This window comes from Dawidia soli, assembly GCF_018598185.1.
Taxonomy (GTDB): domain Bacteria; phylum Bacteroidota; class Bacteroidia; order Cytophagales; family Cyclobacteriaceae; genus Ohtaekwangia; species Ohtaekwangia soli.
Window position 1 is genome coordinate 1 of record NZ_JAHESC010000083.1, and the last position, 13872, is coordinate 13872.

General features: G+C 55.0%; 15 protein-coding genes. 6 read left to right on the forward strand and 9 right to left on the reverse strand.

Annotated elements, in window-relative coordinates; all coding sequences use genetic code 11:
* From KK078_RS29470 to KK078_RS29490, 5 genes are all read right to left on the reverse strand, one after another.
* Positions 1 to 1001, reverse strand: a 1001-nt coding sequence (locus tag KK078_RS29470; protein WP_254094459.1) for an ABC transporter permease, incomplete at its 3' end; no start/stop codon positions are given.
* Entirely contained in the window at positions 998 to 1753 is a 756-nt protein-coding gene (locus KK078_RS29475; protein WP_254094461.1) for an ABC transporter ATP-binding protein, read from the reverse strand. The genes KK078_RS29470 and KK078_RS29475, both read right to left, overlap by 4 nt.
* A gap of 2 nt (positions 1754 to 1755) precedes the next feature.
* Complete coding sequence (locus tag KK078_RS29480) at positions 1756 to 2979, reverse strand: efflux RND transporter periplasmic adaptor subunit (protein WP_254094463.1); 1224 nt, start codon at positions 2977 to 2979, stop codon at positions 1756 to 1758.
* Positions 2966 to 4090 carry a TolC family protein gene (locus tag KK078_RS29485; protein WP_254094465.1) on the reverse strand — a complete coding sequence of 375 codons (1125 nt, stop codon included), beginning with the start codon at positions 4088 to 4090 and terminating at the stop codon, positions 2966 to 2968. The genes KK078_RS29480 and KK078_RS29485 overlap by 14 nt, the downstream gene beginning before the upstream one ends.
* Complete coding sequence (locus KK078_RS29490; protein ID WP_254094467.1) at positions 4072 to 4287, reverse strand: hypothetical protein; 216 nt, start codon at positions 4285 to 4287, stop codon at positions 4072 to 4074. The genes KK078_RS29485 and KK078_RS29490 overlap by 19 nt, the downstream gene beginning before the upstream one ends.
* 202 nt (positions 4288 to 4489) lie before the next feature.
* On the opposite strand from KK078_RS29490, the gene KK078_RS29495 reads away from it, so the two are divergent.
* The gene (locus tag KK078_RS29495) at positions 4490 to 4942 is read left to right on the forward strand and encodes an OsmC family protein (protein ID WP_254094469.1); all 453 of its coding nucleotides are present in this window, start codon (positions 4490 to 4492) and stop codon (positions 4940 to 4942) included.
* A 15-nt stretch (positions 4943 to 4957) separates the two neighbouring features.
* Here KK078_RS29495 and KK078_RS29500 read toward each other — a convergent pair whose 3' ends face one another.
* From KK078_RS29500 to ppsA, 3 genes are read right to left on the reverse strand one after another with little or no spacing between them, the layout of a single operon-like run.
* The gene (locus tag KK078_RS29500; protein ID WP_254094471.1) at positions 4958 to 6028 is read right to left on the reverse strand and encodes an AI-2E family transporter; all 1071 of its coding nucleotides are present in this window, start codon (positions 6026 to 6028) and stop codon (positions 4958 to 4960) included.
* 17 nt (positions 6029 to 6045) lie between these two features.
* Positions 6046 to 6456 carry a hypothetical protein gene (locus tag KK078_RS29505; protein WP_254094473.1) on the reverse strand — a complete coding sequence of 137 codons (411 nt, stop codon included), beginning with the start codon at positions 6454 to 6456 and terminating at the stop codon, positions 6046 to 6048.
* Positions 6457 to 6469: 13 nt separating this feature from the next.
* Positions 6470 to 8854 (reverse strand): phosphoenolpyruvate synthase, encoded by a 2385-nt coding sequence (gene ppsA / locus KK078_RS29510; protein ID WP_254094475.1) that lies wholly within the window; start codon positions 8852 to 8854, stop codon positions 6470 to 6472.
* A 199-nt stretch (positions 8855 to 9053) separates the two neighbouring features.
* On the opposite strand from ppsA, the gene KK078_RS29515 reads away from it, so the two are divergent.
* Positions 9054 to 9467 carry a hypothetical protein gene (locus tag KK078_RS29515; protein ID WP_254094477.1) on the forward strand — a complete coding sequence of 138 codons (414 nt, stop codon included), beginning with the start codon at positions 9054 to 9056 and terminating at the stop codon, positions 9465 to 9467.
* Positions 9468 to 9535: 68 nt separating this feature from the next.
* Here KK078_RS29515 and KK078_RS29520 read toward each other — a convergent pair whose 3' ends face one another.
* Positions 9536 to 10144 (reverse strand): hypothetical protein, encoded by a 609-nt coding sequence (locus KK078_RS29520; RefSeq protein WP_254094480.1) that lies wholly within the window; start codon positions 10142 to 10144, stop codon positions 9536 to 9538.
* A 117-nt stretch (positions 10145 to 10261) separates the two neighbouring features.
* Between KK078_RS29520 and KK078_RS29525 the strand changes: the two genes are divergently transcribed.
* The 4 genes from KK078_RS29525 (at position 10262) to KK078_RS29540 (ending at position 13689) form a co-directional block, all read left to right on the forward strand.
* Positions 10262 to 11080 carry a universal stress protein gene (locus KK078_RS29525; RefSeq protein WP_254094482.1) on the forward strand — a complete coding sequence of 273 codons (819 nt, stop codon included), beginning with the start codon at positions 10262 to 10264 and terminating at the stop codon, positions 11078 to 11080.
* Positions 11081 to 11169: 89 nt separating this feature from the next.
* Complete coding sequence (locus KK078_RS29530; RefSeq protein ID WP_254094484.1) at positions 11170 to 11940, forward strand: MlaE family ABC transporter permease; 771 nt, start codon at positions 11170 to 11172, stop codon at positions 11938 to 11940.
* A 5-nt stretch (positions 11941 to 11945) separates the two neighbouring features.
* Complete coding sequence (locus tag KK078_RS29535) at positions 11946 to 12683, forward strand: ABC transporter ATP-binding protein (protein ID WP_254094486.1); 738 nt, start codon at positions 11946 to 11948, stop codon at positions 12681 to 12683.
* A gap of 4 nt (positions 12684 to 12687) precedes the next feature.
* Complete coding sequence (locus tag KK078_RS29540) at positions 12688 to 13689, forward strand: MlaD family protein (RefSeq protein ID WP_254094488.1); 1002 nt, start codon at positions 12688 to 12690, stop codon at positions 13687 to 13689.
* Positions 13690 to 13872: the final 183 nt, after the last annotated feature.

The following is a 13872-nucleotide window of genomic DNA, read 5'->3' on the forward strand; positions in this document are numbered from 1 at the left end:
ATCAGGAACTGTGTCAGAATATCGCTCTCCCGCGCGCCCAGCGCCAGGCGAATGCCGATCTCGCGCGTCCGCTCGGTCACCGAAACCAGCATGATGTTCATGATGCCGATGCCCCCCACCAGCAGCGAGATACTGGCAATGGCCGCGAGCAGGATCGTGAGAATGCCCGTGATCTGCCCGGTGATCTCCATGAGCTCCAGCTGCGTCATGACCTCAAAATCATCGGGTTCGTCGGGCAGCAACTTATGCGATTCACGCAGTAAAGCGATCGTCTCCTGCTTGGCGTCTTCTACGTGGTCTTCCGTCACGGCGCTGGCCAGCATGCTGTTAAAATTCACATCGCCGTACAACCGGTTCACCACCGTGGTATGGGGCGCTATTACCATATCGTCCTGATCCTGGCCCATAAACTGTCCCTGTTCCTCCAGTAACCCGATGACGGTGAACGGAACAGTATTGATCCGCATTTCCTGCCCGATCGGATCCTGGTTGGGAAACAGTTCTTCGCGGATCGTCTCCCCGATGAGACACACCTTCCTCGCGGTCTTTACATCGCCGGCCGTAAAGCCTTCCCCCGAAACGATCTGAAGGGCCATAATGGCAAAATGCTGATCGCCCACACCGTAGACAAACGAGTTCTTGTTTCCCCATGGACTGATCACCCGCACGCCCAGGCCGACGACCGGAGACACCTTGTTCATCCAAACGGAATTCTGCTGAAGCATCTCGTAATCCTTTACGGTGATCGGTTTTCCCACCCGCACCGCAATACCCCCGCGAGGCTCCTGTTTGGCCCGGATCATGACCATGTTGACGCCGAGGCCTTCGATCTGTTCTTCAATCTCCAGGCGGGCGCCTTCGCCGGCCGAAATGGTCATGATCACGGCAGCTACACCAATGATGATGCCCAGCGTCGTGAGAAAGCTCCGGTTCCGGTTTTTACGGATCGCCTCGAAAGCGATGCGGAAGATCTTGCCGAAAAATACAAACGAATTGTTCATGAGGCGGAGTGTAAGACGTTGTCGTTACCGGTAGCAGACTTTCGTATAGGCGTACGTTGCATAACGACCTCGTCACCGGTGATCATACCGTCCCGAAAAGTGACGATCCGTTTGGCGTACTGCGCGATGTCCGGCTCGTGCGTGATCATCACGATCGTTTTCCCGGCATCATTGAGCCTGACGAAAAGCTCGGCGATCTCGAGGCTGGCCTTGCTGTCGAGGTTACCGGTGGCCTCGTCGGCCAGGATAATGGCCGGGTCGTTCACCAGCGCCCGGGCAATGGCTACACGCTGTTGCTGGCCGCCCGACATCTGGTTCGGCTTGTGGTACAGGCGGTCGCCCAGCCCCACCCGCTGCAGGGCCCGGGTGGCGATTTCGCGCGGGTTGGTAAACCGGCCCGACCGGTTGTATACCAGCGGCAACTCGACATTCTCCAGTGCCGTCGTGCGCGCCAGCAAATTATAGCTCTGAAAGATGAAGCCGATCTTTTGATTGCGCACGTCCGCCAGCTGATCCTTGTCCAACCCGTTGACATGAACGCCGTCGAGAAAATATTCTCCCGTCGTCGGCGTATCCAGACATCCCAAAATGCTCAGCAATGTCGATTTGCCGGAACCGGAGGCGCCCATGATCGCCACGAACTCTCCCGGGCGGATCACCAGGTCGACATCCTGCAGTGCATGCACTTCGATCTCGCCATTGCGGAACACACGCGACAGCTTTTTCACTTCGATGACATTGGATGCAGCCATACCTATTGCTTCTCTGCTTTTACACCGCCGATGATCTTCGCATTTTCCGGCAGCGCGTTGCCCTCCAGCACGGAAACGATCTGCGACCGTAAGCCGGTGGTAATACCAAGGTTTACAAAAGCAAAGTCTATCTTCTTACCGCCATCCTGGAAAAAAACACCTCCGATCTTGGCGGGCAACGCCTTGCGGAAGCCGCCGTTGGCGAAGGCGTCCTCATTTTCCAGCGATGCTATGAAAGCGCCTTGCACGGAATCGGGCAGCACCCTGGCCCGTTCGCGGATCAGCGGTCCTACCTCTTTGCTCATCGCCGGATCCGGACGAAAGCGCAGCGCCGCGTTGTTGATGATCGAAACATTCCGGGCCACTTCCGTGATAAACTCCAGGTTGGCCGTCATACCGGGCAGTAACAGTCCCTCGGCGTTGTTTACATCCACCACGACTTTATAGTTCACGACATTATTAATGGCCACCGGCTCGAGACGGATCTGACTGACCCTTCCGAAGAATTTCCGGTCGGGATATGTCTGCACCGTAAACCGCACCGGCATGGCGTCGTGTATATACCCGATATCGCTTTCGTCCACATCGGCCAGGATCTGCATCCTGGCAAGATCTTCTGCGATGATGAACAACGTGGGCGTTGCAAAGCTGGCCGCCACCGTTTGTCCTTCTTCCACAGAGCGCCCCGTAATAACACCGGCGATCGGCGACGTGATCCGTGCGTAGGCCAGGTTTACCGCCGCGCTGCGGACGCCGGCTTCGGCAGCTTTCTTATTACTCGCAGATTGCAGATACCCGAACTGAGAGTCCTTCAGCTCCTTCTCCGTGATCACCTTGGCGGCAAACAACGCCTTGTTCCGGGTGTACTCTTCGTCCGCCTGCAGGAGCCGCGTCTCCGCCACCGACAGATTAGCCCGGGCGTTGGATAACGCCGCATTCAAAAGACGTACGTCGATCTCTGCCAGCAGCTGGCCGGCGCGCACCGTGTCGTTATAGTCCGCATAGATCTTCCGGACCGTACCCGAGATCTGCGTACCGACCTGCAACGTATTGATCGCCTCCAGGCGCCCCGTGCTCGTCACGGAAGACTCGATGTCGCCGTGCTCGAGCGCAAGAAAGGTATAGGTGCGCCTGTTGGCATCCAGTGCAGGTCTTACATACCAAAAATATACTCCGGCCAGCACCACGATACCGGCCAGGATCCATGCCACTTTATGGTTTTTCATTTCCTGTCAATATTAACAAATCACTGTAACTCGATTTATAATCGGCAATAGACTGCAAGTAGCTCAACCGGGCGACAACAAGGTCCAGCTCGGCGCTGTTCACCTCCAGCAGGCTGGCCTTACCGTAGTGATACCGCTCCCGGACCAGCGCGACCGCCTTCCCGGCCAATGCGATGTTGTCGGTTTGCACGGCGATCCGTTCCTTCAAATAGCCCAGCCGTGACACCAGCTCATCGAAGCGGGCCTCATTGTAACCGCAACGATAGTTTAATTCAATGCGGGCGATCCCTTCGCGAATGATATTTTGCTGCACCCGGTTTCGGGTAATCATACCGTTGAAAAGCGGCACCTGCAACCGCAAGCCGACCGCACTGCTCAGCACCCACTGGTACTGCGAAAACCGAAAATCGTTTTGCTGGCTTTGGTATTGGTAGGTGCCGGTACCACTAAGGACCGGATAATACGCCGATCGTGCCATGTCGATTTCGCCCTGGGAGATCTGCACGCGGTGTTCGTTTTGCCGTAATGCGCTATTCTTGATAAGCTCGCTCGCATCGGGAATAAAGGTAAGTTCCTGTTCGTCAAGATAAAGTGAATCCGTCAACCGCAAGGAAGCTTCCGGTGATAATCCCAGGAGCAGTTTCAATGTATTCTCCGCAGGCACCCGGCGATCGCGTGCATCCAGCAGATCGTTTCGGAAAACCGACGCCCGTACACGCGCCGAAGTCTCGTCGTATTCCGTCGCTACCCCCTGGGCCAGCTTTTGAACAATCAACGCGTGATTATCTTCCGCATTTGCCAATGCCCGCTCCCGGACGCGAACGATTTCCGAGGAGAGCAGACAGGCAAAGTACGCTTTCTTCACATCGTTGGTAACGGTTTGCTGTGCCTGTCTGAGTTGTTCGCGCCGGAGATGAAAATTCTCCTGCGCATAATTCCGGGCGGAGACATTATACCGGGAATATAGTGGGACGGAGAGATCCAGGTAGGCGTTAAAATTGTTATCGGCGCCGATTTCAGTAGCCCCACCCATTCCGAACGACTCGGGGAGAAAAATAACGGGTTTGTCGATATTCCGTGTATAATTGCCGATCAGCGTGAGCCGAGGCAAAAAATTTCCCTTGCTTCACGTACCTGATAGTCTGCGTGACGAACCTGTTCGATCGCCATTACCACGTCGGCATTATTCGCCAGTGCGAGTGCCACGGCGTCGCGCACCGAGAGCGATACCGTCGCCTGCAGGGTCTGCGCTTGCAATGCTGCATGCGCCAACCAGGATACCGCAAAAAGATAAATATAACGTTTCATAGGTCAAGCGCCCTCCGTCACAAAAATGAACAGGTAGAGGTCGTTGAAAAATGACAATGGTCCCGCAGAACCGAGACATTCGTCGTTACCGCACGACGCCGACTTGCACCTTTGTCGTCCTACACGTAACATATGAGAAGTATCAACGACTGCACTGACGGTCGTCATTCCTCTGCGCAACCGGGGAGTGCACCTTCGCGTCATGGAAGCACACTATTATACGGTCAAGGTCGCCTGGAGCAGGGACCGCCGCGGCATGATGTGGTCGCCGGAGTTCGACACCCATGGCACCACGAACAAATGCATTGAAGTCGCTACACCTCCCGAATTTCCCAAGGGTGTAGCGGGTGTCTGGTCGCCCGAGCATTTGCTGACAGGCGCCGTCTCCAGCTGCTTTATGACCACCTTCCTGGCGGTGGCGGAACATTCTAAGCTTGCGTTCACCTCTTTTAGCTGTCATGCACAGGGAAAGCTCGACACGGTCGACGGGAAACTTCAGATGACGGAGATACTCCTCACTCCTTCCGTTTATATCGAGTCGGCCGACGATCGCGAAAAAGCGCTGCGTGTGCTCGCAAAGACCGAACAGGCGTGTCCGATCACACACTCCCTGAAAGCGGCCGTCAAAGTAACAATGGTCGTTGAGACGCGGTAAGAAGAATGCCGGATGCTATTCGGGCATCCGGTCCTTCCCTCGACGCTGTTCTGTGCCGAGGACCATGGCGAGCGTTTTCCAGCGGGCATTGTGATCGGCCAGCAATTTGGCAATGCCGACAAAGGGCACGAACAAGATCATACCGGGTACCCCCCACAGCACGCCGCCGGTAAAAATAGCCACAAGCATCACCAGGGTATTTACGTTGAGCCGGCTGCTAACGGCCAACGGAAAAATAATGTTAGCCTCCAGGTACTGCACAAACGTAAAGACCCCGACCACACCCAGCGGATACCACGCCGAGTCATACGTGATCCAGGCCATGGTCATCGGCAGCAACGAACCGACCATGATGCCTACGTAAGGAATAAACGTGAGAATGGACGCTATAAATCCGAAGAGGATCGCGTGCGGCACCCCCAGTAATAAAAGACCTGCACAGTTCAGTACGCCGACCACGAGGTAGACAACCGCCATCCCTTTGATAAAACGATAATACGTTTCGATGGTCAGCACCATCATGTGGCGAAGATCCTCCAGGCGCTCGGAAGGGAATATGCGCGCCAAAAGCTTCATCCAGTATTGACGGTAATAAAGGATCAGCACAGCATAAACAGGAACAAGCACCAGCAGGACAACCGACGACGCCGACGCGGAGAGGGCATTCTGAATGACGGTAACCAGCCGGCCACCCGACTGATCCGAGACCCGGGATAACCATGCCTGCTGCTGCTGCCGCGAAAACCCCAGCGTCTCCACCCACGCCACCAGGTCCGCCACCGCGCCGACAACTTTCGATTGGATCCACGGCCACTCCTCCAGAAATCCGATGAATTGATACACCAGCAAGGCAACCAGCGTCAACCCCGCCAGCATCATCAGCAAGATCGCCAGCACGATGGCTGTAAAGGGCCCCAGGCCACGGTCTTGCAGCCACCGGCACACGGGGTATAATACAAAGCTGATCAGCAACGCAAAGCTGATCGGTATAAAAACACTCTTCCCGAAAAAGAGGATCACGCCGCCATACACAAGATATTGCAGCCACTTCAGGAGCGTCGGCTCCGCAGACACGAAACGTCTCATACCGTCACGCCGTATCGTTAGGAGTTGACGTTTTCGGGGCTGAACAGGGCCTTGAGCGCAACCAGGTTTGCATTGTCCAGGGGATTATCTGCCCGGAAGATCCGCGTGATGTCCCTGGCCGTATCGAGGATGCGTTGTGTAAGGTCACTGGTAAAGACCTCCGGGTGAAGCTTGTAGAAACCGACAAACTGGTTAAACGCCGCGCGCGCCGGTGTCTCGGCCGCTTGCAGCGTATCCAGGGTTGTGAGGATAAAGTGCGTCTCGTCTGAGACGAATGACTTTGTCTGGTCCAGGTTGCGCGGCAGCCAATCCCGGCTGATCAGCATTTTCAACTCGGCAACCTCCAGGGGCTTCACGTGCTGTTCTGCTGCGATGGCATAAAACAGGGTGCCGATCTGCTCAAAGATGTCTCGATTTTCGAATTTCATAATCTGTGGCTTTTTATACTGTAACTACTTCTTTTTGTTCTGCCTGATGAATATGCTGGATGCCGCGAATGAGCGCATCCGGATTGAACGACACCGAGTCGATGCCAAGCGATACCAGGAAGCTGGCAAATTCGGGATAGTCACTCGGCGCCTGTCCGCATAACCCTACCTTCGCACCGTGCCGGTGCGCAGTATCGACCAGGCTGGCGATCAGCATTTTTACCGCTTCGTTGTTTTCGTCGAACAGATCGCTGACAATGGCCGAGTCGCGGTCGAGGCCCAGCGTGAGCTGTGTCAGGTCATTCGAGCCGATGGAAAAACCATCGAAAAGACGCGCAAACTTCCCGGCCAGCAAAACATTGCTGGGGATCTCCGCCATCATGTAGACTTCCAGCCCGTGCTCGTGACGCGTCAGCCCGTACTGTTGCATGACGGCCAGTACCTGTTCGGCTTCCGCCAGCGTACGGCAAAAAGGGATCATAACCTTGACGTTCGAAAGTTTCATCTCCGTTCGTACCCTGCGGATGGCCATACACTCCAGTCCAAATCCTGCTGCATACCGCTCGTGGTAATAGCGGCTTGCACCGCGGAATCCGAGCATTGGATTTTCCTCTTCCGGTTCGAACAATTTTCCACCCAGCAGCCTGGCGTATTCATTCGTTTTAAAGTCGCTCATGCGTACGATGACCTCGCGTGGGTAAAAAGCAGCCGCGACCAGCGCGATCGACTCGGCAAGCTTATCGACAAAAAATTGTTTGCGGTCGCTGTAGTGTCGTGTCAGGGCTGCGATCTGTTTCTTATCGGCTCCTTCCGGCAATGTATCATACCGCACAAGAGCCATCGGGTGGATCTGCAGCGTATTGCTGATCATAAACTCCATGCGTAGCAACCCTACCCCTTCGTTGGGGTACGACGCGTACAACAGCGCTTTTTCAGGATCCGCCAAAATGAGCATGGGGTGCGTACGGGTATGTGGCAGCTCGCCCAGCTTCGTTTCCTTCTCTTCCCAGACAAGCCTGCCGGAATATACCTCCCCTTCGTCGCCGTGGGCACAGCACACCGTGATCTCCTGTCCGTCCACCAGTACATCCGTCGCGGTAGCGGTCCCCACGACAGCGGGGATGCCGAGCTCGCGGGCAATGATCGACGCGTGGCTGGTCCGCCCTCCTTTGTTCGTCACAATGCAGACCGCTTTCTTCAGCAGTGCGTTCCAGTCGGGATTGGTGATATCCGTCACGATAATGTCGCCTGAATTGACCTTACCGCTGTCCGCCAGCGACCGCACGATGCTCACCCTGCCGCGCACGATAGACCGGCCCACGGCCTTCCCGCGGAGGATTGGCGTCTGGCTCGTATTCAAAACAAATTCCTTGACGGAGATCTTTGCGACACGGGCTTGTACCGTCTCGGGCCGGGCCTGCACAATATAGAGTTTTCCGGTGTTCCCGTCCTTTGCCCATTCGATGTCCATCGGCATCTTGTAATGCTTTTCGATGGCAAGCGACCATTGGCCCAGCGTCGTGATTTCGTCGTCCGGCAATATGTATTGGTCGCGCTCGGCAGGTGTGGTCTTTTGCCATTCGGTGTCCTTGCCCGGAACGTCCGAGTATACCAGCTTTTGCTCCTTGCTGCCCAACCCGCGGTGCACGATCGCCAGACCGTTGCCTTCCAGCGCAGGCTTGAAAAGATAAAACTCGTCGGTATTGACGGCGCCCTGTACCACGCTCTCTCCCAGCCCCCAGGCTCCTGTCAGGTAAATCAGGTTTTGATTGCCGTTCTCCGGCTCGATCGTAAAAATTACCCCCGCACTGCCCCGGTCCGACCGCACCATGTGCTGCACGCCTACGGAGAGGCCCACCTGCAGATCCGAAAATCCGTTGTCGAGACGGTACTTGATCGCGCGCTCGTTGAACAACGATGCATAACATTTTTTTACCGCCAGCAATACGTGATCGATACCGGTGATGTGCAGATAGGAATCGTGCTGACCGGCAAAGCTGGCGTGGGGCGAATCCTCCGCCGTCGCGCTGCTGCGCACAGCCACCGAGTGAATGACATTCGACGCCATCAGTGTCTCGTAGGCCTGGCGGATCGCACCCTCGACTGCCGGCGGCAACGCCGCCTTGAGGATCATCGTGCGGCATGCCGCTCCGACTTCCTTCAGGTTGCCCAGGGAGGCGCGATCCAGCGATTCCAACGATGCCTGCAGCGTAGGTTCGAGATTATTTACCCGCAGGAAATTCTGGTAGGCCTCCACGGTAATGGCAAATCCGTCGGGCACCGCCACGCCCAAGGGTGTGAGGGCCCGAAGCATTTCCCCGAGCGATGCATTTTTACCTCCCACCGACGCCACATCGGTCATGGAAACCTGGCTTAACGATCGAATGAAATTTTTCATGGTATGACTGCGATTTTGTTATGCGGGCCGCGCAGGTAAACAAACATACTCTCCTGCCACGACGGCCGTCGTGATATCCATCACGGCTTCTTCGGATAAATATCACGGAGCATGCTCCATGACAAAGATCATCCACGCAACGCGCATACATCATGTGACCATCCGACGATGCCGGCTATTTTCGTAAAAAAATAATAGTATGATCTCCGTCACCGCAGTTACCGACAACTATATACTACAGGCACCCCTGTTGCAAAAGCACAAACATACCCTGGAGTGGCTTTCGGCCGCAGTGCTCTGGAAGCGCGAGCTGGCGTTCTTCCAGAAGCTGCTGGACCGCTACGCGCCACAGATAAAAGAGCCGGACGACCGAAAAAGGCTTGAGCACTTTCAGAATGTCGTCATCTATTATCGCTATGAGCTGATCGACAAACTTACCGGGCAGCTACGCCTGCACGAAAAGAAGCTTGCCGAAATGCTCGAGACGAAAGACGAAACAAAAGTAGAATACTTCAAGGAACACGAGGGCCTTATGAACGAGCTCCAGGCGCTCAGCGACCAGTTTGCGCAAAACAAGTCCGCACTGTACTCGTTCATCGAAGCGTTTATGTGACCTCTTCATCATTCAAACGCAAGGAAAGAGCCGGTACGATCTACCGGCTCTTTTCATTCCGACGCGGTTCAGAGCGCATTCACCAAGCCGCATGCCTGTATGAATTGCTCTAATTGCGCATCGTACAAGTGAAGCTCGCCCGCAGCGATCCGGTAGCCCGACGCTGTGTGACGGGTCTTGTCCTGTTGGTGTAGTGCTATCGCCACGCTGACCGATAACTCCATATGTGCCTCGGGCTTGGTGCCGACCAGCGCCAGCAGTTCCCGTTCGACCTTCTCCTTTTGGTCCGGCGCACCACCACAAAGACTGGCAAAAGAATAGCGGGAAATCAAAGCTCTATCTTTGTGTAGCAACGATCTCAAGGGGCCGGCGATTCTGCCGGCCCAGATCGGCGACACAAAGATTACATGGTCGTACGCCGCCAAGGATTTTGGCAGGGGTCTGATGGCCGGTCTGCGTCCCAAGAGAATATCCAGGAAAACAGAAAACCCGTTCCGTGCTTTTACAGTGTCGATGCGAAGGCGCTCACACTGCAGCTTTTCACTCAGATAGCGGGCCAGTTTCTCATTATTATGAGTAAAAGAATAATACACGACAGCATTTTTCATAATCATCAGGAAATAGTTACAGTGATAAAAGTAAGCGACGCGAAACACCACCAACATGATCGTGGTCATAGCAGCCCCCGATTCCCATCACGGAACGATTAACAGATCCGGTGATCAGGATCATGGCCCGCGCGGAGCAGCATCATTTCAACCGATCCTGTAATTCACCTATTTGGTAAAAAAAATATGAAGAACATCCTTGTCCCCTGCGATTTTTCAAAACCCGCCGAAGATGCATTCCGGTTTGCCATCGATATCGCCAGGCAAAGCGGTGGCCAGGTACACGTGCTGTATGTCATCAACATGACCTTCCTCCATGGCAGACCGAGCATGTCCAATGCTTATGCCTTTAATCTCAACTTTCTGAAAGACATCGAAAAAGAATCCGATGAAAAATTCCGGGTAATGTGGTCCCGGTATGCACCGTTCACCATGAAAGTTATGTTCCGGCATGTGATCAGCTCCCTGGTGCCGGAGGTCGAACAGTATATACGCGATTACGCCATCGACCTCGTCATCATGGGTACGCACGGCGAAGGCAATGCCGTTATCGGATCGAATACCGACAAAGTGGTACGCCGGTCTCCGGTTCCGGTGTTGTCGGTACGTACTTATCCGGGCCGCATCGAAAAAATTATCCTTCCTATCATGGGAGCACACGAAAACAGGCATTTCGTCGACGCCGTAAAAGAATTACAAACCTTCTTCCAGGCGCACTTGCACATCGTGTATATCAATACGCCGCTGTACTTCCGCAATGAACCCGACGCCCTGCATGACCTGGAACGATTCGCCCAGGGCAAGTTCACAAACTATACATTATATATACGGTCGGATTATACCGTAGAAGCAGGAATAGCACACTTCGCGACGGAAATCGACGCCGACCTGATCGCGCTCGGAACGCATGCCTGGAAGGGCCTGTTACACCTGATCGTCGGCAGCGTTGCCGAAGACCTTATCAACAACCTGAAAACGCCCATCTGGACCTTTCACCTGCGATAGCGGCGTGACGCGGATCATCGCCGCACTTGACAAACGTCAGCTGTTTTACCCGGTATAGCTGCCATCTTTGGTTTACAACACACCTCCTTATGGCGCAGCAAAAGATATATATCAGATTCCTGGACGAGGTCGGCGCCACGACGCGTTTTGTGCTGCGTTTCTTTCATGAGCTCATCAAACCGCGCCAGGAGTATAACGAGTTCTTTCGCCAGTGTTATTGGATCGGGTACAAATCGCTGCCGTTGGTCGGTATCACGGCGCTCATCATGGGCCTGGTGCTGACGATCCAATCGCGCCCTACGCTGGTGGAGTTCGGCGCACAGGCACTCCTGCCGGCCATGGTTTCGGTTTCATTGGTACGCGAGATCTCACCGGTGATTACCGCGCTGATCTGCGCCGGCAAGATTGGCTCGGGCATCGGCGCCGAGCTCGGTTCCATGCGCGTCACCGAGCAGATCGACGCGATGGACGTGTCCGGCACCAACCCCTTCAAATACCTCATTGTCACACGCGTAATGGCCACTACACTGATGTTACCGGTGCTGTCCAATCTCTCAAACGCCATCGGCCTGTACGGCGGCTACCTCGGCGTGAGTATCCGCGGGCATGTCAGCTGGCATTTATACTGGACGCAGGTCTTCAATGCCTTAAGCTTTGGCGATGTCATCCCCTCCCTGATCAAGACTTTTTTCTTTGGCTTTGCGATCGGCATCATCGGTTGCTATAAAGGCTATCATTCGAGCAAAGGTACCGAAGGCGTCGGCCGCTCGGCAAACTCCGCCGTCGTCGTCGCCTCCCTGCTGATCTTTATCATCGACCTGATCGCTGTGCAGATCACGGATCTGCTCGGTTTAACCTGATTACCATGAACGACGAGGCCATCATAGACGTACGCCATCTCTATAAATCCTTCGGCGACAACCACGTGCTCCGCGATTTTTCGATGACGCTTGCCCCCGCAGAGAATCTGGCCGTGCTCGGAAAATCCGGGTCGGGCAAGTCTGTACTGATCAAATGTATCGTCCGCCTGCTCCCGCTGGACCAGGGCAGCATCGAGGTCCTGCACGAGGATGTTGGCGCACTGGACCTGGATCAACTCGATGAACTCCGGGCCCGGGTTGGATTTTTATTCCAAAGCAATGCGCTGTATGACTCGATGACCGTACGCGAAAACCTGGAGTTCTCGCTGCGGCGGCATTGGAATGCGGCTCAACGCAAACGGGGCGCCGACGCCGCCGTGCTGGAGGCCCTGACCGATGTTGGCCTGGCCCACACCGTCGACATGACGCCGGCAGAGCTGTCGGGCGGAATGCGTAAACGCATTGCACTGGCGCGCACGCTCATCCTGCGCCCGTCCATCATTTTATACGACGAGCCTACGACCGGCCTCGATCCCATCACGTCGCGTGAGATCAGCCAGTTGATCGTGAGCGTGCAGCAGAAATACAAGACGGCATCGATCATTATCTCGCATGACATGCACTGCATCGACATTACCGCCAACCGTGTGATCATGCTCATAGATGGAAAGAGCTATGCCAACGATACGTATGCAAACCTCCGAAAGTCGGCGGATGCGAGGATTCAGGAATTTTTCGATTAACCCTATGAGAAACAAGACGCTCGATAATACGAAAGTGGGCCTGCTGGTCATGGTCGGCCTGGTTTTCCTGGTATTTACACTCTACATGATCGGCCGCAACCGGAACCTGTTCGGTTCCACCTTTACCATACACGCCACGCTGACACATGTCAATGGACTGGTCCCGGGCAACAACGTACGGTTCCGGGGCATCAACGTCGGGACGGTCGGCAGGATCGACGTTACCAGCGATACCGCCATCGTGGTAACGCTCAACATCGACGAATCCATGAAGCCCTATATCCAAAAGAACGTCGTCGCTGCGGTCGGCACCGACGGGCTCATGGGCGACAAGCTCATCAACCTGAATGTACCTCGAACCGCTGCCGCGCCCATCGAAGAGCACGATACAATCCAATCGCTGAAGCCCATCGAGACGGAGGAAATGTTACGAACGCTAAACGCCACCAATAATAACGTCGAGCGAATATCAACCGACCTGTACGAGATCACGACCAGACTCAAGAGCAGCGAAAGCCTGTGGAGCTTATTATCAGACAGCCTGCTGGCTCGAAACCTGAGGGACGCCGTCAGCGACTTCCGGACGGCCGGCGCGCATACGGCCGATATGACCCTGACGGCAAAGACCATCGTCCGCGACCTGCACCATGGAGATGGCATTGCCTACCGGCTTTTTGCCGACACTAGTCTGTCTAATAAACTCGATAACTCGATGCAACAAATACAGCGCGCCAGCCAGGAGACCTCGGCCATGATGAAAGACCTGCAGCAGATCGTCGGCAACCTCAGGCAAGGCGAAGGCACGGCCGGACTGATCCTGGCCGACACCTTGGCCCGTCGGAGCCTGCTCCGCAGCCTGCAAAGCATCGAGCAGGGCACCGGACGATTCAACGAAAACATGGAAGCCCTCAGATCGAATTTTCTCTTTCGTGGTTATTTCAACAAACAACAAAGAAAACAGGCACGCAGGGAAGGCAAAGCGGGTTTTTCACAACCCAATCCCTAGCCTGATATAAGTCTGTTTTGTTTATGACAAAACGCATACAGCCGCTGGTCCCGGCACGTTACATTGCTCACGGATAACAAAAGCTCACTATCAAAATTGTAAAATATGCTACCCAAGAAAATGAAGGCCGCGGTGGTCCGTGAATTTGGACACCCCCTGACGATCGAAGAGCTGCCGGTAAAA